This is a genomic window from Streptomyces sp. NPDC036764 (genome assembly GCF_055609385.1).
This window is the reverse complement of the sequence record NZ_JBVJPT010000015.1, coordinates 23,905-43,556: the sequence shown is the minus strand read 5'-3', so window position 1 is coordinate 43,556 and position 19,652 is coordinate 23,905. Positions and strand designations below refer to the sequence as shown.

The window sequence follows — 19,652 nt, the reverse complement described above, 5'->3', positions numbered from 1 at the left end:
ACCCTGCAGAAGTTGGTGGTGAGGCCGCCGCATGGCCACGGCAGCACCCGGGCGTCAGGGCCCGGGTGTCAGAGTCGGTCGTACGGAGCTAGATGATCCTGCGCATGAGGTCGGCTTCCTGGGCGCGGGTGACGCGGTCGGGTGACGCCAGCTTGCGGTCCTTCGCGGCAGCGTCCCAGTCCTCGGGCTGCATGAGGAAGAACGTTCCGGAGGTCGGCACGTAGCCGACGGCGCCGAAGGGCAGGTCACCGGCGACGTACACGCCGTTCTGGATGCCTTCGGGCCAGGGGTTGCGCCAAGGGCCGCGCCGGGGGACCGGGTTCATCCGCATCAGCGGCGACTCTTGGCCCTGAGCGGTGCGCAGTGTGAGCGTCATGCTCTTCGGGCGGCCCTTGGTCGCCTCGGCGCCGTCCACCTTGGTGATCTGCGGGCAGAAGGTGTCGAAGGAGTATTGGGCCAGCGTCCTGCGGCTGGAGCGCGTGAGGAGGACCGCGACCGGGATGGTCTTGAGCGTGGCGAGGAGACCGAAGATGCCCACGAGGATCATCGGCCCCCCGATGATGAAGATCCAGGAATGGCCGGCACGATTCGCCGCCGCGCCGAGCGGCGGGACCCCGAACGCCATGAGCGCGTAGATCACGGTGTTGCGGATACTGGTCCACCACATCCGGGTGGTCAGCTTTCCGCGCAGCGCAGCGGTGTCCAATGTTCCCGGTGCGTGGGTGCCTTGCATGTTGTCGGGCACTAGCTCTCCTGCAGTCCGTCCCAGCCTGGCTGGTGCTATCCGAAGTCGTTCCGCATGACGGCGGCGGCACCGGTCGGTGCCTCTGATCCCTGGGTGATTTTGTCGTCCGCCGATCGTTCGGGATCGGTGAAAGTGAGGGTGCGGGCGATCCCGAGCAATATGTTTCGGTAGTCGTCGGCGGAGTCGAGATCTGGGGTCACCATCTGGAGCACGATGAGCTCGGGGGTGCTCGGTGCCGCCACCGCGACGATGCCCTGCCAGATGTGACTTGGAAGCGTGTCATTCAGCGCGGGCCGTCGCGACGACCGCGGGGCGGCCAGCCGCTTCTCGGACAGGTAACCGAGACCGCACGGCAGCTCCAGCGGTCGCGTGCCCTGCTCCGGGCCGTCCGTGGCGCTGCCCGCGAGGCCGGCCACCACGAGCTTCGGGCTGCCAGACGTCGGTAGCGTCGACACGGTGAACACCGACGTCGTGAAGCCGTCGGCATCGTTGGGATGCAACCCGAGCGCGCACGCCTGCACCCGGTTGCTGTTCAGTTGGTTGACGATACCCGCGTACAGCCGCAGGGCCCGGTCCGCCTCCTCGCGCCGCTGCTCCGGCAACCCACGGAGCTGATTGATGAGCTCCAGGATTTGCTCGGCCGGCGGATTGAGGTCCATGGATATGTAGCCGACGGGCAGCCCGTACCAGAAGGACGGCTTGCGGGTTTCCCGCGGTGCGGTGGTGCTCGCGGTCATGCGGTGCCTCCACTTTCGCCGTGGCTGGTCATACGAGGCCGAGCAATCCGGCGATGCCGTGTGCCGTCGCGGCGGCCTTCGTACCCTCGGCGGTGTTGTGCTCGGAGCCGTCGTCGCCGATGAGGCCGAAACTCTCGGCGGACGAGATGCCATTCGCGGCGACGTTCACCACGTTGACCTTGATGTCGCCCATCAGCTTCAGCGAGCCCACGGCGCTGTCACCGGCAGCCCACCAGGCGTCAGTGGCCTCATCCGCCGCCGAGCGGCCGATCCCGAGGAACCCGCCCTTCACGCCGCCCCAGGTCTTGGTGGCGAGGTTGGCTCCGTCGGCCGCGCTTTCGAATCCCTCCTTGGCCGCGACGCCCAGTGCCTTCCCACCCGGGATCATGCCGACGATGTCCCCGGCCATGGACGCATAGGCGGAGAAGATCTCCATGCCGCTGCCCTGGAACATCAAGTTCTTGCGGAACTCGTCGTCGGAGAGGTTCTTGCCCATGGACACCGCGCTGGCGATGAGCGCGATCGGTCCCATGATCGGGGCCAGGGCGGGGAAGAGGGCAAGTAGACCGGCGATGGCACCGATGGTGCCCGCGTGCTCCGCCAGGAACTTGCCGACCGACGTGAGGATGTCGCCGACGCTCTCCCAGAAGCCCTTGTCCGGGGCCTTCTCAGCCGTGCTTTCCAGCGCCTTGGCGATGACCTCGGCCTCGTGGGAGTGCTCGGACTCCAGCTCCTTGATCTTGCGGTCGAGTGATTCGTACTCGTTGTTGGCCTTGGTGAGGGCCGTGCTTGCCTCGTTCAGCTCCCGCTCGGCGGAGCGCAGCCGCGCGGTCGCGTTGTCGGCCTCCTCCTGCGAGGGGAAGGTCTGGTTGGCGAGCTTGAGGTCCGGGTGCTGGGCGGCCTGGTCGTAGGAGGGCTTCGCCTTGTCGGCCGCGGCCTTCTTCTCGGCCGCCTCGTCGTCGTACTTGCTCGCCAGCCCCCGGTTGGAGGCCAACTGGCCGTCCCAGTTGTGCAGTTGGGTTGAGGCGGAGCGCAGTGCCGAAGCGGCCTTCTTGATGTACTTCGTCAGGTGCGTGCTGCCGCCGCATGGCAGCGACAACGGCCGCGTCGGTCAGGGTCATTGCGTGTTGTGTGACTTGACGGAAGTCACGCCCGCCGGCGCTGTCTTCACCGCACGCGGCGTCCCATCTCCTCACTTGCAGACCCGGCCTCCGTCACACGAAGAACATCACCAACAGGCTGATCGCGAAGCCGATCACGCCCACCGCGATCAGGGTGTGGACCGTGCTGATCAGTCCCTGGCCCGCTGTCTGCTTGGCGTTGCGGAAGTCGGCGGGGCCTCCGAAGGCGAAGCCCGTGATGGTGCTGAGGAGGCCCAGGGCGAGGGGGATCAGGGCGGCGAACCACCAGACGCAGCCGACCGCGATGGCGCCGGTCCAGCCGTGGTCCTGTTGGTAGGAGGTGTCGCCGGTCTTGAGGGCCTCGATGACGTCGCCGCGCTGGTGCAGGGCGTCGCTCTTGAGTTCGGCGTTGATGTCCTTGGTGGAGCCGTCGGTTGAGGTGAAGGTCCCGTAGCACCACTTCGTCTTGGTCTTCTTGCGTGAGCTGCTCGACGTGCTGGAGCGGTACTTGTAGTCGACGGTGCAGGTCTCGACCGTGAGCTTGCCCTGTGTGGACGAGGAGTAGGTGTACGGGCCGAGGTAGGCGCCCAGGGCCAGGAGGACGAGGCCCAGGAGGATGAGGCCCGCGCCGATCAGGCGGCCGAGGCCCGCGCGGTCTCCGGGGGCGGCGGTGTTCGGGGCGGGGTTCCCGTGTACTTGTGTCATGGAGGGCTCCTCAGAGTGCGGACGCGGGTGTTGATACGGGCATCACAGAGCGACGGCGCAGACCAGTGCTGCCAGGACGCCCAGCGTGAACAGGCCGCCCACCAAGGGGCCGGTGACGGTCGGGGCCGGCAGGCGCCGCCAGGAGCTCGTGAAGTCGGGGCCGTTGCGGGAGCCGAAGCCGGTGAGGAGGCAGTAGGTGCCTGCGGCCAGCAAGGCGAGGCAGAGCGCGAGAACCGCGGCGTCGTCTCCGGGATCGCGGTCCCGGGGCTGTTCGAACGCATCGCCCACCTGGACCACGGGGATTTTCGACCCGGTCTCGAAACGCGATGAAGTGTCCACTTCTATATTTCGGTAGGAAGCTTCACCGTGTTGCGCTGTCCAGTTTCCGGCGCAGTTGAACTGGAGTTCTGTAGAACGCCGGTGCGTGCCGTAATGGGTCTTTGTGTGTGCTTCGCATGAAGAAACCGTGAGGGTTCCTTCGGTGCCCTCGCCTGCGAGTTCACTGCGCAGTTCCGGAATGGTCACCATGGCGACGACGGCAGCCGTCAACAGCAGTCCCAATCCGATGAGTCTTCCCACCCACAGGCTTCCTGAGCTGCTGTAACGCGGTTGGGCTGTCACCACTTGAGGGTCCCTTTGGATAACTTGACGTTCTCTTTACCGATGGACTTTCGGGGTCGTGCGCGAGGAGTCTAAGCTATCGGCCTGTCGTGCAATATGACGTACTGCAAAGGGACTTCGGGGGACAGTGGTGACGTACGACTTCTTTAGTGTGGACACGGATGTGCTCCGTCGGCAGGGGCAGAAGTTCGCGGACCTGGGTGGCGATTTCGCGAGCTCCTCCAAGCGGCTTCAGAGCGACCTCGAAGGGATCGGGGAGCCGTGGGCGGACGCTGATTTCGGAGAGATTTTCGGCGAGATCTACACGCCGATTCGTGACGGGCTCTTCACGTCGATGGACAGCCTTGCCGAACGGCTCCAGCAGATCGGGCACAACCTCCAGGACAACGCGTCCAACTACGACACCTCGGACGCGTCGAACAGTGGCCTTCTGGGCGGGATCGCCGGCCAACTGTAGGTACGTGAAGGGCTATTGGGGTTATCGGGGTCAAACGGGGATATTGCTATGTCGCTCACACTGCCCGGCGAGCTCGTCTGGGTGCTTGATCTGCTCGGCTACAACTGGCCCGAGGCCGACGAAGAAGCACTGCATCAGGTCGCCGAGACCTGGCGGGCCTTCGGTGCGGAACTGGAGAAGATCGAGGCGCAGGGCGAGGGTCTTGCCCGGACCGTCGTCGCCAGCAACTTCGGTTCTGCCATCGAGGGCTTCAGCAAGGACTGGGGCGCCTACACCGGCGCGAACGGCGAGGACCGTTACCTCCCGGACGCCAAGACCGCGTGCGAAGTGATCGCCCTCGCCTTCGACGCGGCCGCGATCGCGGTCCTCACGGCGAAGTTGTCCGTGATCGCCCAGCTCATCGCCCTTGCCATCGAGATCATCGCGGCACAGGCAGCGGCGCCGTTCACCTTCGGACTGTCCGAGATCGGCGCGCTGGGTGCGACCCAGGCCACTCGGCTGATCGTCCGGGAACTGCTGGACCGGCTCAAGAAGGAGGTCATGGAGGCGGTCACCAAGGCCATGGAGCACGCCACCATGGACGCCCTGAAGAAGGTCGCCAAGAAGGTGGTCAAGGAGCAGGTCAAGCAGTTCGTTCAGGAGAAGGTCGTCGACGCCGCCAAGGACAAGGCCCGCGAGGCCGCCGTCGGCATGGCACAGAACGTCGGCCAGCAGAGCATCGAGGCCTACTTCGACGCTCGGTCCGGCATCGATCTCGGTGAGACCGCGGACGTCGCCAAGACTGCGGCCGGTGAGTATCTGGGTGACCTCAAGAACGAGGTCACCGGCGGCGAGGGGTCGACGCTCGCCGGCTACGCGGATCCGAACACCTACCTCGACCACGCGAAGGAGACCGCCACGGGGGCGGTCGGAGACCGTGCGCAGCAGGGTGTCGACGCGGTGACCGGGCACGGCGCCAACGCCAACGCCAACGCCAACGGCAATGCCAACGCCGAATCCGATGCCGGCACCGGTACCAGCACCACCACGAACACCAGCGCCGACAGCAGGCACACGGCCGACAGGGCTCCGGCCACCGCCTCCGCGGGGCGTCCGGCATCCAGCCGTACCTCAGGCTCCTCCGGCCCCGCCGACGCCGGCGCGGACGACTGGGCTCGGAACGAGTTCGGATGACCTCGCCGCTGCTTCGGATGCCCTCCCCGCTGTTGCCGCCTCCCATCGCCGACCCGAAGGACGTACCGCACCCATGACCGCGCACCGGGAAATCCAGGACGAGGAACTCATGGGCGTTGCCCAGGACCCCGAGCAGGCCCTGCGGCTGCACCGGTCCCTGCGCACCATCGCCAACGCCACTTCGCTCGGCCCGGACCTGCGCGAGATGGCGCGGTCCGTGCTGAGCGGGGGCGTCGACATCAAGGACGCCTTCCAGGACCCGCGGTACACCGAGGCTGTCTACCAGCGCATGCACGAGATCCGCCGGGCGGCCGACGACCAGACGTATGCGGAGCAGCAGCGGTCCAAGGCCCGGTTCGCGGAGTGGGACGCCCGGCAGCAGGCAGAGCTGGACCGCGAGCGCGCCGAGCGGGACGCGCCCGTACATGCCACCGGGCGGACGGGCGGGGCGACAGGGCGATCGGCTCAGCGCTGAGGTTCCTCCTCGAAACTTTCACACCGACTCGCTTCTCGGTCATTTCGGAGCGTATTCCAGGAATAGGCGCATGCGCGATTAATTCGTCGCAATCGAATGTCCCTGCAGGGAGAGCGCGGGGAGAACCGCTTCCGAATGGCCAACGCGGCGTAACCGTTGTCGAGTTGCTGCGGCGCGCGGGCTTGACGCGCTGGGGGTGTGTTGAGCGTTCGCAGGTGCATTGGTAGGTTCACGCCGGTCGAGAAATGCCGAACCGCCCGATGAGGTACCCCTTGGACAGCGCCGCGAACAGTTCCGGCAAGCGCGTGGACGACTCCGAGTTTCTGGAGATGACCCAGCAGGACCCCGCCCAGGCCAAGATCCTCAAGCAGTCGCTGGAGCATCTCGCCTCCGGGCTCGGCGGTCCGGCGCTCAAGGAGATGGCCCAGGAGGTTCTCTCCGGGCGGATGGGGCTGCGCGAGGCGGCCAATGTGTCGGCGTACGCCGAGGAGGCGGTGGAGCAGTCGGCTCCGCTCGCCGAGAAGTGGGCCTCCATGTCCGACAGTGAGCGCGAGGCGCTCGCCGTGGACGGGGAGCGCCGGCTCGAGGAACAGCGGCGGCAGCTCGACGAGGAACGGCGTGCGGAGTCCGAGAACCGGTCGAGCCCGTCGAGGCACGACGGACGCGGCTGGTCCTTGTACTGAGGCACGACGGACGTGGCTGGTCCTTGTACTGATGCACCCGGGCGCTGAGGCGCTGAGCGGTCGTGCCCGGTGACGAGGTGACGAGTGGCCGCGCCCGGTGGCCGAACCGCCGCCCGGTGATCCGATGCAGGCAATGGGGGAGAAATGAACTTCCGTGTAGAACCCGGTGCGATCGACGGCTTCTCGAAGCTGGTCGGGCGTGCCGCGGATAGCAGTGCGCAGGCCGTCTCGTACACCGGCACCAACGCGGAGATCGACGCGTCGGTCGGCGGGGCTGCCTGGGACCTGGTCGCGGGCGACCACGACCAGTACGTCAGCGAGGCCAAGAAAGCGCTGGAGAAGGTCAAGGGCCTGTTGGAGGCGTCCGAGAAGGAGCTGACCGGCACGGCCAAGTACTACCGGGAGACCGATACCGACCAGGCGGCCAAGCTCGACGCCACCTACCCCGGCTCCAAGGTCTCGGACGGCGGCTCCGGCGGAGACCCGCAGGACTTCTCCGACGCCAGTGACGCGGTGGACGTACTGAAGGCACCCGGCGACCCGAGCAATCCCATCGTCAAATACGCCTCGGGTCACGCCGACGAGTACCAGATGAACCCGGTGCAGAAGACGCTCGGCAGCGTCCTCGACCTGGGCAGCCCCTCCGCGATGGCGGTGGAGGCGTCCAAGCTCCTCTTCGACTTCGACCCCTTCGCCGAATGTACGAACTGGGTGTTCGGCGACTGGAACAAGTACAACGACTGCTCCGACGTATGGGGCAACCTCGCTTCCTTCTGTGACGCGGTGGCCGCCAATGTCCGCAAGGGCACGCAGAACGTCGGTCTGAGCTGGGACGGCAATGCCGCCAATGCCGCGACCGTGTACTTCGACGAGTTCACCAAGAAGCTCGAGGAGATCAAGGAGACCTTCAAGTCTCTCCAGAGCTGCTATGCGCAGGCCGCGCAGATGGCGTTCCAGTTCGCGGAGTTCCTGAAGTCGTTCCTGGTGATGTTCTGCGATCTGCTCGTCATCTGGCTGGTGAATCTGCTGGCCGCGCAGGCCGTCAACGCCATCCCGGTCGGTGGGCAGGCCGCGTCGATCGCCATGTTCGCGCTGGCCGCGGCACAGGCCATCCGGCTGATGCAGATGTGGGCCGAAGCGGCCAAGGCGTTCGACACGTTCGCTTCGGCGCTGGCCGCGCTCGGTGTCGTGATGTCCGCGGCCGTGAACGGGTTCTCGGCGGCGGACGGTTTTCCGCAGGTGGGCAGCAGTGGTTACGATCACGCCGCCGTCTAGGAGCCGGGAGCCCGCGTCATGAGTTTCTTCGGTGGAGCCGGCGACCTGGAGCTCTTCCTCTCGCGTGCCCGTGCCTTGAGCGTCGGTGCGGTTCCGGTCTGCCTGGCCGCGATGGTCTTCTTCATCAGCGAGGAGGGCTGGCGTTTCAGCCTGCTCCTGTGCTGCGTGCTGCCGCCGATCGCCGCCTTTCTGGCAGTCCGGGCGAAGCGGGAGATCCGTGGGGGGATGGCGGCGGCGGGGCTCGGCCTGGCCGTGGCCACGTTGCCGCTTGCGTTCTTCCTGGCGTCGCTCGAGGGGGCGTAGCGCGATGGGCGGGCCGCCCGGGAGCGGAGATGAGCTGAGGGCGCGGTTCCGCGCTCAGGGCCGGGCGGATCTCGCGGAGGGCAGGCGGCGTGATGCGCGGCGGGCTCGCGGGATGTACGCGGCGTTCGCCGGGCTGGTGGTCCTCGTCAGCCTCGTTCTCATCGTCGTACGGCTCGGCGGGGGCGATGCGGCCGGTGTCTGGGTCGCCACGTATGCCGTGGGTGCGGCGCTTGGCGGTTGCGGTTTCGTGCTCGCCCGGGGCGGCCGTACGCGCTGGTCGATGGCCGTGAGCTGTGTCGCCGTAGTACTGGCGAGCCTCGGCGACAGCCCTGCCCTGCGCTGAAGCGAACCGGCCGAAGGCCGGGGTTCGGCCACCGACCGGGCCCCAGGAGGGCGGCCCGGACCGACGCCTGACGAGACGTCACATCTGACGACGACGCCTGCTGCCGATGAGGTACGCGAGGCCCCAGGCGGCTGCCGCGGCGAGCAGCAGGCCGAGCGGCGAGAACCAGTCGACCCCGCCGTCCAGCTCGTTGTTCCACCAGGACTTGGCCGGCAGGAGCGGGTCGGCCTCCATCATGTCCCCGATGGCGGCCGGTGATTGGCTGTCGGCGATGATCAGAGGGAGCGCATTCGTGAAGCCGAAGAAGGCGCCGGCCGCGGCGATCACGGCCCCGCTGACGTGCGCGCCCGTGCTGCGGTGACCCACCAGGCCGATCAGGCAGCCGACGATCGCGCCGTTGAGCAGCGCGTGGACCAGGTACATGGTGTTGGCCTGGGTGACCGTCAGGTCCTTGTACGTGGCCAGGATGAGACCGCTGTAGAGCAGCGAGACGATGACCGACGCGAAGAGTCCGAGGAAGACCGCCCCCACGGGATGACCGCTTGCGTTCGGCCGCTGCCCGTAGGGCGCCTGGAACGGCGGGGTGGGCTGCATCGGGTACATCGGCTGCACCGGCTGTCCTGGGGCAGGGGGCATCCCGGGGTGCATCGGAGGCTGGCCGGGAACCGGCGGCGGGCCGAATCCCGGTGCGTGCTGTGGCGGGGCCGGCTGCATGTACGGGTTGTTGGGGTCCTGCGGGGGCTGAGGATGCTGCGGGGGTGGTTGGAAGGGCGGCTGGCTCATTGGATTCCCACGGAGTGATCGAGTAGGAACAGCAAGTTATCAGTGAGATCAGGAGAGGGCCGTCGGGGGCGGAGCGGGCGGTGTGAAGGGCGCGGACGATGAGGCGATGCGCTGAACCGTCTGGTGCAGCGGCGTCAGCCACTCACGCTGGGGCGAAGGCCGATCAGGAGGATCGTCAGTCCGTGCTTCGCAGCGCGGCAGTCCAGAAGTTGGTGTCTGTGTCTGCGTTGTCGAGGTCGGGCAGCGTGTCCTCCAGATCGTCTCTGATCGCGACGCGCTCGGTACGGCTTCCGCCGCGGCCAGCATGCACCGGGCCACAAGGTAGTGCTGGAGCAGGTCGATGAACGCGGCCATGCTGCCGGCGATCAATACGGCGCTGGTTTCCGGCTCTCCGCCGTCGTCGGGGTCGGCGGGCTCGTCGTCGAAGTAGGCATCGAAGTCGTCTTCTGCGCTGCTCCAGTCGTCCGCACCGAACAGGATGACCTGCCCCGTTCCGCCGTGCAGGGCCAGGTCGCCGGCACCCCACGTACCGATCTTGTAGTACGTACCTGGGACGGCGTCTGCCGGCAGGGCGCCAGGGGTGAACTGGAGCAGACGCACTTCGTCCAGTGCCTCCAGCCGGATGGCGGCGCCTTCGGAGGCGGGCAGGCCGACTTCTGTGAGAACGCGGCGTGCCTCCGCGTCCGTCACTCCCTCGGGCAGCAGGCCGGTGGGCAGACGACGTACGACGCCCGGTTCGAAGAGGTCGGGATCGTACGAGCCTCGGCGCCGTGCTGTCCCGTGGTGCAGTGCCGGGAGGAAACCGGGGTCGTCGAAGAGGGGCTCCCCGTGCACCTTGCTGATGTGGGGACTTACGGCGGGGTCGTGGACCTCGACCGCGAAAATGCCGCCGAGCCCCGTCACGACCAGGAGGTCGCCGACCCTCATCTGATCCGACACAAAGGGGGGTTCCAGGGTGTCGAACACGGTCAGATCGTCCCAGTCGGGTGTGACGTTGCGGTCCACGTCGGTGAGCCAGAGCGGCTCGCGCCGTCCCGGTGCCGGCATCGCCTCCGGCCAGCTCTTCGCCGGTTTCGGCGTCCCAGACTCGGTATCGCTCGTCCATTCCCCCGGTGCGGAAACGGCGTGCCGGTCAGGGAGACAGCCCTCGGGGGCGATGACCGGATCACCCAGTGGACCGGGCCGAACATAGGCGGCGTTCACGGCACCCGGCGGCCGCCAATGTGCCCGGCGCACCTGCCACGGCAGCGGCTGGCCGGACGAGGCGATCTGGGCGGCGGTCTCGGTGTCGCCACGCACCGTACTCATCAAGTGCAGTCACGATGCCCATTCGCCCTGGGACAGGGAATCGACGCCACTCATCCACAAGTTGACGGCGTCCCCGGCCGGGCACGCACCGTTCACGACATACGAGTCGGCGCGGGCTGCGTCGATCAGGGCGACTTGATCAATATGGGCGCCGTCGTCCTCCACCTCCAGCAGCTCACCAGAAGCCCCCATCGCTGGGGCGACATCCGGAGTCCGGCCCACATGGGACCCCAGCGCCCGGGCGAGGACAGTCCACACAGGCAAGGGAACACGACGGAGCTCGGCCAGCGCGAGATCCACGTTGCCGAGGCTCGACCAGCCAGTCACGGACAGCGCGCTCGGCTTGAGCGAGGCTGGTTCCTCACTCCGATCAGCCCTGGGCCGGTCAGATTACGCAGCCGACGTGAGCCCAGGCCCACTGATGGTGACGAGAGCCATCAGTTCGGGGGTGACGGTCGTCGGATCGAGCTCGTGCAGGGTAAGCCGCTTGCGGAAGTCCGAGGCGCAGCGCATCCGGAACCGGTGAGCATTCGCGACAGTCCCCTTGCGCTTCAGGCAGGATGCCTACGCCCCGGTGTCAAACCCATTCATCCCCGTAGGAGGCCAAGTCCCAGGTGCTGTCATCGAAGTCGTGCCCCTCAAGGATGAGCGTCCAGACCTCGGCTCGGGCGGCCACATCATCGATCTGCTCGCACCACCTGGCGAGGCTGTGCTGCGCGTCCTTGTGGTCGGTGGCGTAGGGGAAGTGTGTCCTGCGGAACTCGTCGTACAAGCGGACCATGGCGAAGAACTGTCTGAGGCTGCTGCCGGCGACAGGGTCGGGCGAACCACCTGTGGTGTCCCTGAAGAGCCGACCGGTACTGCCGTCGAGCAGGAGCCTCGAGTACATCCAGGTACCGAGCTCGTAGAACGGGCCGCTACTGGGTGCCTCGCTCCTGGCGCGACGTTGCCGGGGTACGTCCCGGCCGCGACCGGGCCAGGCCACCTCGGGTAGCGAGCTGTCGCCGCGCGGGGTGATGGCGAGATGCAGGAAATCGTCGATCTCCGGCAGACCTGTCTCGGTGAGGAAGCTGCGCGCGGCACGGTCGGACAGCCCTTGGGGGAGCTGATCCTCGGTCAGCCGATGACAGGTCCCCGCACCAAAGGTCTCCTCGAGCCAGTTCCGCATGCCGTCACCGCGCAGGGCGGCGGACGCGGACGGCGGTAGCGGCCAGGGAGCAGGACGGGTGTGTGCGGCGACCAGGGGCCGCTTGCGGTACGTGTCCTGTGCTGCGGTTCCAGCCGCTTGGACGGATACGGCGAAGAGTCCTCCGACACCGGCGAGCACCCACTGCCCGTCGACGTACAGGCCCTGTGTCACCGCGGACGGGCAATTGGGCGGATGAGGGAGTGCGGAGGCCCCCATCTGCCACCCGCTGTCCGTGTGTTCGGCGAAGGTGACGGCGGACGCCTCGGAACCTACCGAGCGGCGTGCGGTGCTCCAGGCGAGATCGTCTTCTGCGAGGGAGGCTCGCACCTCGACCGGAGCTGAGGCGGGCTCTCCGGTCGCCGGGACCCACACCTGACGGATGTACCGGTCTTTCCGGTAGGCGTTCTTGCCCGTCGTCACGTCCCGGGCCGTAACGACAGTCAGACCGGACTCGCCGTCTGCCACGCCGAGTTCGTCCACACGGCCTGCCTCGTCTCGGATTTGGCCGAAGATGCCCATGGGGCGCCAGCGGGTCCAAGTGGTCCGCCACGGCAACGGGACCCCTGAGTCGAGTAGTTGTTCGGCCAGCTCTACACGCCCCGCGCTGAGTGCCGCGTGATGGAGCCAGGCCACCCACTCACCCTGGGACGAGGGAGAGATGCCCTGAATCTCCAGATAGTGCAGTATCGCTGCGACGCTCGCGTACGGCACCCCGTCGGGATAGGCGATGGCCAGGCCCTCACGCAGTGCGGTGGCCGAGCACTGGGCCAGCAGCCGCCCGTCGTCCACAAGGCGGGGCAGGGCACCAGCCAGCGCCGCATGCATGGGAAGAGCATGAGCGGCGTACCGACCCATTGGTCCCTGCTGGGACCAGAGCCCCGGTCCGCCGTCCGCGGTTGCGGACAGCAGCGCCTCGACGGCGCGAGACTGAGCCGCGGAATCCCATGGTTGCTTGCGTCGCCATGCGTGGAGGAGAGGTTCCGACCGGAAAGCGACCGATGACCGGTCCTCGTCCACGACCAGGACATCCGGTTGCTGTTCGGCGAAGGAGAGGAGGTCTTGGGCCGTCGTAGGCACACCGCTGGCGGAGGCCAGCAACTCCCAGACAGACAGCGGCACTTGACGTAGTTCTGCGGCGGCCAGTGCTCCCAGCCGGCCGGCTGCGGCCGGTTCCTCTTCGGCAGCCCCACCGGCCGTAGTCGGCGCGGGCAGCGTGACTTCGGATTCGGCGACCCTGGGCGGAGCTACGAGGTCCGGGTCGTACTCCGCCATGACCCAGACCTCACGGCCTTCGAACCGTCTGAATCCCGGAGCCAGGATCTCCGCCACGCGGGCCGGTTCGGTCGACGTCAGGACCTCACCTGCGTACTGCACATTGGCGAGGAGGAGGACACAGGGACGACCGACAGGGGCGGCGCGGCACTCTTCGCGCATGCGCGTGGCCACGGTGTCGGCACTCATGCCCCGGCAATCGATCAGAATGGCGCTGGGCCAACGGTCCCGAACAGCTCGTAGATACGCGGTCTTGCCGCTGAGTGCCGGACCCATGACGGAGAACACCCGCCGCTGCCGGGCGGGGAGCTCCCGCCAGATCTCGATGCGAGCCCAGTCCTCAGCGTTGATCTCGGGCACTGGGGTGAATCCCTTCCATTTCATGGGCGGTGGGGCGTCCAGCGACGTTACTGACCCGACTTGGCGTTGTTCTCCCAAATGCCCTTGACTCGGTTCACGTAATTGTTGAAGTCGGCCTTGAACTTGACCCGGGCCGCGTCCTTGGCCTCGGCGGGGGTCATCGTGGTGCCGTCGTCCTGCGTCAGGTCCGCATTCTCATCAATCGCACCCCTACGGAATCCGACACCGTAGTGAATGCGGAGCTTGTTCTTTTTCTCTCCCTCGCTCAGCTCGTCGTCGGGTTTGCCGTCTTCGACTTCATTCGCCAGATAGTCCGAGCAGTCGTTCCCAGAGGCGTGGCCACACGGTTCGCGTTCGGTATAGAGACTGATGGGCTCGAACGGTTGCTGGCCCGCAGCTTCGCGCCTTTCGTTCACCGAATTGATCCAGTCCATGGCATGCGGCTCCGAGTGGACACCGGAGCCCCAAGGCTGACTCATCGGCAGCGAGCTGTCCACGACATATCGGATCTCGTTGTTATTCTCCGGATCGCGTACTTCGACGACGGCGTAGTTCTTGCGTGACCAGTCGCCCTTGTGCTCTTCGAGCGCCTTGAGCTCTTGCTGGACTGCATCCTCGATCTCGCTGTCTGTGAGTCCCTGGCCGTCGTCGATGCGATCGGCGATGGCCGCTTCCAGGCCGGCCCGATTCGGTATGTCGTACCTGTTGTGGTAATGCAATCCACCCGACTTGATACCCGCTTTGTCCATGAGCTTCTGGATGGTCTCACGGGCCTTGTTGGAACGCTCAGCCTTCTCAGGATCGTCTGTGGTCGGAGTGAAGTTGGTGGGTGAGTTCGGGTTGTCGGCATTGGGGTCGAGCGCGATTCCGACCGAGCTCGTCGCATGAAAGCGCAGGTCCATCCGGGCCAGTGCCGCGACGACGGCTCCCTGCTGCCCCTCGGTCATGTCACCGAACCCGGGCAAGGCATCGATCAGGGTCTGCTTACGGATACCACCCTGCTCGGCAGCGAGACCGTCGTGCAGGAGGGAACGGAGATCGCCGTCGGTGCTCCACTTCTTGAGGTTGTCGTATACGGGCTTGAGGTCGGTCTGCCGGACTTCATTGCTTTCCCGGAGGTGAGCCTGGGACGGCTCGGGGAGCATGTCGTAGTGCGTATCCTTCGGACCCTGAACGGATTCGTACTCGGCGCTGCCGCGTGGCCGCTCGGGGGACTTGTCTCCCTCAGGGGCCGCCCCTGCGGGATCCTGCGGGACCCGACGATCCGTACTACCCCGCGTCTCGGGCGTCTGCCCGTCGGACTTCCGTTCTGCAGCGGGGCGTGACTGTGTGTCGTTGTCCGGGGTGACCGGCTGCCGGTTCGAGTCCAGCGGAATCGCGAAGACCCCGTTGTTCCCGTTGTGCAGTGGCTTCGAACTCTGCTGACCCGTCTGGGCGTCGATGTAGGTGACGCGGCCGTTGTGGTTGACGGCGTTCCACGCGTGGGCCCGCCCGTTGGCGTCCTGCGTGATGATCACGGCCTGTGAGCCGTGGCCGCTGTTGCGGAGGGTGTTCTCCAGGCGGTTGAAGGCGCCGCGACCGTTGCCCATGTCGCTGAAGCGGGCGCCGAGGGTGTTCTCGATGCGGTCGCGGCCGGCCTTCTCGCCGCGGTCCGACGGGGTCCCGTCCGGGTTGGGGTCCGGGGTGCGGGCTGCGGCGGCCGTGGGGTTGCCGGCGTATGTGTCGACGGTGGACAGGGCCACGTCGGCGCAGTTGTTGTTGCGACCGGGGCTGTCGGCACCATCGCCGTTGATGTTCCGGACCCAGGGGCCGTCCGCCGGGTCCGGCGGCCGGATGGGGTCGCCGTTCTCGTCTCGGGGGACCGAGTTCTCCAGCGACTGCTGCTCGGAGGGGGTGGGGTGGGTGACACCGCCGGGAGGGGTGGTGTCGCGAGTGGCCGTGGCCGGGACCGGGTCTGGACGCGAAGGGCTCTCAGGGGAGCCATCGTCGGACTTCTCAGGGGTCGCGCTGTCCGAGTCCGTGGACTCGGTGGAGTCCGGGTCCTTGGTCTCGGTGGTGTCCGAGTCGGTGGACTGACCGGAATCCGGGTCGTCGGCCTGGGGGGTGTCCGAGTTCTCGGGCTGGGCGGGGTCGGGATCCTTGGGCTGAGTGGTTTCCGCGTTCTCGGGCTGGGCGGGGTCCGGGTCCTTGGTCTGAGAGGGCTCCGGGTCCGTGGGCTTGGTGGAGTCCGCGCTTTCGGGCTGAGTGGTGTCCGGGCTTTCGGACTTGTTGGGGTCCGAGCTTTCAGGCTGAGTGGTGTCCGGGCTCTCGGACTTGTTGGGATCCGAGTTGTCGGAAGGGCTGTCGTCCGTCGACTCGGTTGACGGGTCCGACTCGTTGGTCTGCTGGCTCTCGTTCGTGTCGGGGGAGTCTTGGGCCCCTTGTTGGGTGGTGTCGGTGCCGTCCTCGGACGGCTGCGGGTTCTGCTGGGTGCTCTCGGGGTCCGGCTGCGAGTTCTCGGCGTTCTGGTTCGAGTCGTCCGCTTCCTGAGTGGAGGCGTCCGCCTCGCCCTTAGAGGCGTCCGTCCCGTCCTGAGAGGCGTCCGTCCCGTCCTGAGAGGTGTCAGTCCCCTCCTGAGCGGCGTCCGTCCCGTCCTGGGCGTTGTCCGTCCCCTGGTCTGAGTCCGTCGCGTTCGGCTGGCTCAGGTCGATCGGGTTGCGGTCGGCGTCCAGGGGGATGTGCCAGACGTGTTCCGCCTGGTCGATGTGGAGGGGCTGGTCGCTGACGTCGCCGCTCTGGGTGTCGATCCAGACGATGCTGCCGTTGTGGTTGACGACGTTGAAGGCGTGGCCGCCTCCGCCGGGCCAGTCGACCTGGACGATGGCCGCCGAGCCGGGGCCGGACTGCTGGAGGACCGACGCGATGTTGTTGGCGGTGTTGGGGTCGCCGCCCGGGCCGGCGTAGGTGTGGGATGCGCCCGTCCAGCGGATCTGGTTGTCGTTGGCGTTGTCCTCGGGCGACCAGTAGTCGGGGTTGCCGTTCGCGTCGGTGTCGACCGTGCGGGGCGCCGAGACCTGCGGGTTGCCGTACCAGGTCTCCAGGAAGGAGCGGGAACAGTCCGCGCAGTTGTTGCTGCGGCCCGGCACCGTGTTGCCGCCGTCGTTCTGGAGCTGGGACCAGGAGCCGTGCGGGTCCGGGAAACGTTCCGGCGTGCCGTCCTCGTTGCGCGGTACGGCGTCCGCCAGCGCCTGCTGGTCCGCCGGGTCCGGCTCGGTCAGGCCGCCCGGGTAGTGGTCCAGGTCGGAACGGATGTCGTCCAGGCTGTCCTGGTTGGGGTGGTTCTGATTGCCGGAGTCGTTGGGGGTGGCATGGGGTGAGCCCGGGTTCTGGGGCGTGGTCGGGTCCGGCTGCGCGTGCGAGGGCGACGGGGTGGTGACGACCGTGTGGATCGGGACCGGCGTCACCTGTTGCTGCTGTTGTTGCTGATCCGGGTTCTGCTGCGAGTTCTCCGGCTTGTTGGTGTGTGCGGCCGGTTGCTGCGGGGTGTTCGGTGTGTTGCCCGTGGGCTGGTGCGGTGGCTTGTTGGGCGTCGGGCCCGCGCTCGGCTGGTTCGGGGTGCCCGGCGTGCCCGGTGTGCTCGGCGTGCCCGGTGTGGGGTGGTTCGTCGCGGGGCCGGGCTGGTTCGACGGGGTCGAGGCATTCGGTGTGCGGTTGCTCGGCGTCGAGGGGTTGGAGTTGGAGTTGCTCGGTGTGCCGCTGTTCGGAGTCGAGCTGCGGTCGGGGCCCGTACCGGTCGACGTGGACGGCGTCGTCGTATTCGTGCTCGTCGACGGCGATGAGGTCCTGGACGGCGTCGACTGGGACGGGTTCGACTGCGACGGATTCGAATGGGACGGCGTCTGGTTCGGGGTGGTCGTCCTGGCGTCCTGACCCGGAGTGTGCGTACGGGTGTTGCCCGAGGAGTCCGGGGTGTTGCGAGGCGACGTCCGATCACCAGGGGTCGTGTTGCCAGGGGTGTTGTGCGGAGTGTTGCGGTCACCCGGAGTCGTGTTCCCGGGGGTGTTCCGGGGAGTGCTGCCGTCACCCGGCGTCGTACCGGGTGTGTTTCGCGGCGCAGTTCGGTCACCCGGGGTGTTCTGCGGCGACGTGCGGTCACCAGGCGTCGTACCCGGCGTCGTACCCGGAGTGTTCCGCGGCGACGTACGATCCCCCGGCGTCGTCCCAGGCGCGTTCCGCGGCGTGCTGCGGTCGCCGCCCGGCGTCGTGTTCCCTGGTGCATTCCCGGTCGTGTTCCCGGCCGTACTACGAGGCCCGGCCCCGTCCCCCGGAGTCGTACCCCCAGGAGCCCGCTGAGGCCCGGTACGCCCGTCACCCGCCCCGGCACCTCGACCGTCCGGCGTCGAGGTCGGCGTCGTGGCCGGTGTGCTCCGAGGCCCGGTGCCCGCAGTCGGGCTGGGTGTAGAGGCAGGCCCGGTCCCCGTAGGAGACGGGGTGGCGGCGGAAGGGTTCCTCGCCGGGCCCGAGTTGGGCGTCGGGCTCGTCGCGGAGGGCGAGCCGCCGCCCGACGCACTCCCACCGTGATGCGACCCCGCACCGCCCCCCGCCGCGGCGGACGCCACAGGCGACGTCGGAACGGCCGAGCCACCGTCCGAACGACCACCCGTCCCCGACGGCGACGGATCGGACGTAGCCGTCGTGGGCGCGGCGTTCGACTGCGTCGGTGTGGTCGCCGCCAGGCTGTCGATCGACGTGCCGATCGCCCCGTTCCCCGGCGACGACGACGTACCGCCGGAAGACGACGGCGTGGGCGCCGAATGCGCCGTGGGGGAGGACAGCCCGGAGACATGGGAGCCGCCGCCGCTGTTGGACGGGCTGCCGGACGTGCTCGGGGAACCGGAGGAGCCGTTCCCGTCCCCGGCATTGGACGACGGGCCGCCGGGCGACGGGTCGTCGAAGTCCGACAGGGACGGGCTCGAGGAGGACCCCGTCGGCCTAGGGTACGAGGAGTCCGACGATGACGAGTCGCGCCCGGAGTCCGAACCAGGGCCGGAGTCGGGGCCGGCGCCCACATCCGGGCCGCCGATGTCGTTGCCGCCGGTGTCGGCGGATATCCCGCGGCCTATGTTCGAGCCGACGTCGGTGGGCGTACGGGTCGACGAGGAGTCCGAGGAGGAGTCCGACGACCTCGAGGACCCCGAGTCCGAGCCCGAGTCCGACGACGAGTTGGAATTCGACGAAGTGGACGAAGAGCTGGAGCTGTCCGAGCCGGAGTCACCGTCGCTATTGCCGGTGCTGCCGCCGTCACCGTCCGCCCCGTCGCCCCCGAGGCCGTTGCTCGACGGCCCGTTGTACCCGTCGATACGGCTGTCGACCGCGTGGTGGAACTTGTTGCCCGCCTTGTGCCCCAGGCTGTCGCGGACCCCCTCGGCGAGGGTCTGCGGGGTCTGCTTCAGGGCGTCCAGGCCCGCCTGGCCACCGGCCTTGATGGTGGCGCTGACGTCGTAGCCCTCCTGGGCACCGAAGCCGACGTTCACGGTCTGCCGGATGAGGTCGGTGATGATCGCCTCGATCGCGGAGATCGCCGGCTCCTTCATCGCCTCGACGATCGCCTCCATCAACGCCTTTTTCAGCTCGTCGAGGAGGCGGCGCACGATCAGCCGGGTGACCTGGGTGGCGCCGAGACCGGCGACCTCGGACAGGCCGAAGGTGAAGGGCGCGGCGGCATGCGCGGCCACGATCTCGATGGCCAGGGCGATGAGCTGCGCGATCACCGCCCACTTGGCGAACTCGACCAGGTAGGCGCAGGCCTCCATCACGTTCGCGATGATGAAGGCGGCTTGGGCTGCGTTCTGGAGGTAGCCGTCGCCACCGCCGCTGTCGAACTTCTCGTACGTCTTGGAGAACTTGTCGATCGACTCGCCGGCGTTGTGCGCCAGGACCTGACGGGCGCTGGTGTTCGCCGTGGTGTGCAGCCCGTTGACCTTCTCGCCGAACTCCCGCCACAGGGTGGCCGAGTCTCTGAGCTTGTCCTCGTCCGCCGTGGGCCATCTGTAGCCCAGCATCTCGAGAACCCACTCGAGCTCGTCCGGCAGCATCATCGACACAGCAGCTAGCACCCCCGTA

The 19,652-nt window shown here is 67.7% G+C and carries 17 protein-coding genes; 7 read left to right on the top strand and 10 right to left on the bottom strand.

Annotated features, from left to right (window positions below):
* Nucleotides 1-88: 88 nt before the first annotated feature.
* From ACZ69Q_RS37255 to ACZ69Q_RS37235, 5 genes are all read right to left on the bottom strand, one after another.
* Entirely contained in the window at nucleotides 89-745 is a 657-nt protein-coding gene (locus ACZ69Q_RS37255; protein ID WP_471051015.1) for a hypothetical protein, read from the bottom strand.
* Nucleotides 746-780: 35 nt separating this feature from the next.
* Nucleotides 781-1,482: a hypothetical protein gene (locus ACZ69Q_RS37250; protein WP_471051012.1), complete on the bottom strand. Its 702-nt coding sequence runs from the start codon at nucleotides 1,480-1,482 to the stop codon at nucleotides 781-783.
* 28 nt (nucleotides 1,483-1,510) lie between these two features.
* Nucleotides 1,511-2,581: a hypothetical protein gene (locus tag ACZ69Q_RS37245; RefSeq protein ID WP_471051009.1), complete on the bottom strand. Its 1,071-nt coding sequence runs from the start codon at nucleotides 2,579-2,581 to the stop codon at nucleotides 1,511-1,513.
* A 115-nt stretch (nucleotides 2,582-2,696) separates the two neighbouring features.
* Entirely contained in the window at nucleotides 2,697-3,308 is a 612-nt protein-coding gene (locus tag ACZ69Q_RS37240) for a hypothetical protein (protein ID WP_471051006.1), read from the bottom strand.
* A gap of 42 nt (nucleotides 3,309-3,350) precedes the next feature.
* Nucleotides 3,351-3,887, bottom strand: coding sequence for a hypothetical protein (locus ACZ69Q_RS37235; protein ID WP_471051003.1), 537 nt, complete (start codon nucleotides 3,885-3,887; stop codon nucleotides 3,351-3,353).
* A gap of 172 nt (nucleotides 3,888-4,059) precedes the next feature.
* Here ACZ69Q_RS37235 and ACZ69Q_RS37230 point away from each other — a divergent pair, with 172 nt between their 5' ends.
* The 7 genes from ACZ69Q_RS37230 to ACZ69Q_RS37200 all read left to right on the top strand — a co-directional run bounded on the left by ACZ69Q_RS37230 (nucleotide 4,060) and on the right by ACZ69Q_RS37200 (nucleotide 8,638).
* The gene (locus ACZ69Q_RS37230) at nucleotides 4,060-4,386 is read left to right on the top strand and encodes a WXG100 family type VII secretion target (protein ID WP_471051001.1); all 327 of its coding nucleotides are present in this window, start codon (nucleotides 4,060-4,062) and stop codon (nucleotides 4,384-4,386) included.
* A gap of 48 nt (nucleotides 4,387-4,434) precedes the next feature.
* Nucleotides 4,435-5,559 carry a WXG100-like domain-containing protein gene (locus ACZ69Q_RS37225; RefSeq protein WP_471050999.1) on the top strand — a complete coding sequence of 375 codons (1,125 nt, stop codon included), beginning with the start codon at nucleotides 4,435-4,437 and terminating at the stop codon, nucleotides 5,557-5,559.
* Nucleotides 5,560-5,632: 73 nt separating this feature from the next.
* Nucleotides 5,633-6,034, top strand: coding sequence for a hypothetical protein (locus tag ACZ69Q_RS37220; protein WP_471050997.1), 402 nt, complete (start codon nucleotides 5,633-5,635; stop codon nucleotides 6,032-6,034).
* Between the two features lie 272 nt (nucleotides 6,035-6,306).
* Nucleotides 6,307-6,717: a hypothetical protein gene (locus ACZ69Q_RS37215; protein ID WP_471050994.1), complete on the top strand. Its 411-nt coding sequence runs from the start codon at nucleotides 6,307-6,309 to the stop codon at nucleotides 6,715-6,717.
* Between the two features lie 144 nt (nucleotides 6,718-6,861).
* On the top strand, nucleotides 6,862-7,992 hold the full coding sequence (locus ACZ69Q_RS37210) for a hypothetical protein (RefSeq protein WP_471050992.1): 1,131 nt from the start codon (nucleotides 6,862-6,864) through the stop codon (nucleotides 7,990-7,992).
* An 18-nt stretch (nucleotides 7,993-8,010) separates the two neighbouring features.
* Nucleotides 8,011-8,295 carry a hypothetical protein gene (locus tag ACZ69Q_RS37205; RefSeq protein ID WP_471050989.1) on the top strand — a complete coding sequence of 95 codons (285 nt, stop codon included), beginning with the start codon at nucleotides 8,011-8,013 and terminating at the stop codon, nucleotides 8,293-8,295.
* 112 nt (nucleotides 8,296-8,407) lie between these two features.
* The gene (locus tag ACZ69Q_RS37200) at nucleotides 8,408-8,638 is read left to right on the top strand and encodes a hypothetical protein (RefSeq protein ID WP_471050986.1); all 231 of its coding nucleotides are present in this window, start codon (nucleotides 8,408-8,410) and stop codon (nucleotides 8,636-8,638) included.
* A gap of 78 nt (nucleotides 8,639-8,716) precedes the next feature.
* On the opposite strand, the gene ACZ69Q_RS37195 is transcribed toward ACZ69Q_RS37200, so the two are convergent.
* From ACZ69Q_RS37195 to ACZ69Q_RS37175, 5 genes are all read right to left on the bottom strand, one after another.
* Nucleotides 8,717-9,250 carry a hypothetical protein gene (locus ACZ69Q_RS37195; RefSeq protein WP_471050984.1) on the bottom strand — a complete coding sequence of 178 codons (534 nt, stop codon included), beginning with the start codon at nucleotides 9,248-9,250 and terminating at the stop codon, nucleotides 8,717-8,719.
* Nucleotides 9,251-9,469: 219 nt separating this feature from the next.
* The gene (locus ACZ69Q_RS37190) at nucleotides 9,470-10,729 is read right to left on the bottom strand and encodes an SUKH-4 family immunity protein (RefSeq protein ID WP_471050981.1); all 1,260 of its coding nucleotides are present in this window, start codon (nucleotides 10,727-10,729) and stop codon (nucleotides 9,470-9,472) included.
* A 9-nt stretch (nucleotides 10,730-10,738) separates the two neighbouring features.
* Nucleotides 10,739-11,029 carry a hypothetical protein gene (locus ACZ69Q_RS37185; protein WP_471050980.1) on the bottom strand — a complete coding sequence of 97 codons (291 nt, stop codon included), beginning with the start codon at nucleotides 11,027-11,029 and terminating at the stop codon, nucleotides 10,739-10,741.
* A 277-nt stretch (nucleotides 11,030-11,306) separates the two neighbouring features.
* A complete protein-coding gene (locus ACZ69Q_RS37180; RefSeq protein WP_471050978.1) occupies nucleotides 11,307-12,743 on the bottom strand; it encodes an SUKH-4 family immunity protein in 1,437 nt (478 codons plus the stop codon).
* Nucleotides 12,744-13,597: 854 nt separating this feature from the next.
* Nucleotides 13,598-19,591 carry a toxin glutamine deamidase domain-containing protein gene (locus tag ACZ69Q_RS37175; RefSeq protein WP_471050976.1) on the bottom strand — a complete coding sequence of 1,998 codons (5,994 nt, stop codon included), beginning with the start codon at nucleotides 19,589-19,591 and terminating at the stop codon, nucleotides 13,598-13,600.
* Nucleotides 19,592-19,652 lie beyond the last annotated feature (61 nt).

Excerpts from the sequence above, each read along its gene's own strand:
- ACZ69Q_RS37240 (WP_471051006.1), bottom strand. The coding sequence starts at position 3,308 with ATGACACAAGTACACGGGAACCCCGCCCCGAACACCGCCGCCCCCGGA.
- ACZ69Q_RS37200 (WP_471050986.1), top strand. The coding sequence starts at position 8,408 with ATGTACGCGGCGTTCGCCGGGCTGGTGGTCCTCGTCAGCCTCGTTCTC.
- ACZ69Q_RS37220 (WP_471050997.1), top strand. The coding sequence starts at position 5,633 with ATGACCGCGCACCGGGAAATCCAGGACGAGGAACTCATGGGCGTTGCC.
- ACZ69Q_RS37225 (WP_471050999.1), top strand. The coding sequence starts at position 4,435 with ATGTCGCTCACACTGCCCGGCGAGCTCGTCTGGGTGCTTGATCTGCTC.
- ACZ69Q_RS37190 (WP_471050981.1), bottom strand. The coding sequence starts at position 10,729 with ATGAGTACGGTGCGTGGCGACACCGAGACCGCCGCCCAGATCGCCTCG.
- ACZ69Q_RS37180 (WP_471050978.1), bottom strand. The coding sequence starts at position 12,743 with ATGCATGCGGCGCTGGCTGGTGCCCTGCCCCGCCTTGTGGACGACGGG.
- ACZ69Q_RS37250 (WP_471051012.1), bottom strand. The coding sequence starts at position 1,482 with ATGACCGCGAGCACCACCGCACCGCGGGAAACCCGCAAGCCGTCCTTC.
- ACZ69Q_RS37210 (WP_471050992.1), top strand. The coding sequence starts at position 6,862 with ATGAACTTCCGTGTAGAACCCGGTGCGATCGACGGCTTCTCGAAGCTG.
- ACZ69Q_RS37205 (WP_471050989.1), top strand. The coding sequence starts at position 8,011 with ATGAGTTTCTTCGGTGGAGCCGGCGACCTGGAGCTCTTCCTCTCGCGT.
- ACZ69Q_RS37175 (WP_471050976.1), bottom strand. The coding sequence starts at position 19,591 with ATGCTGGGCTACAGATGGCCCACGGCGGACGAGGACAAGCTCAGAGAC.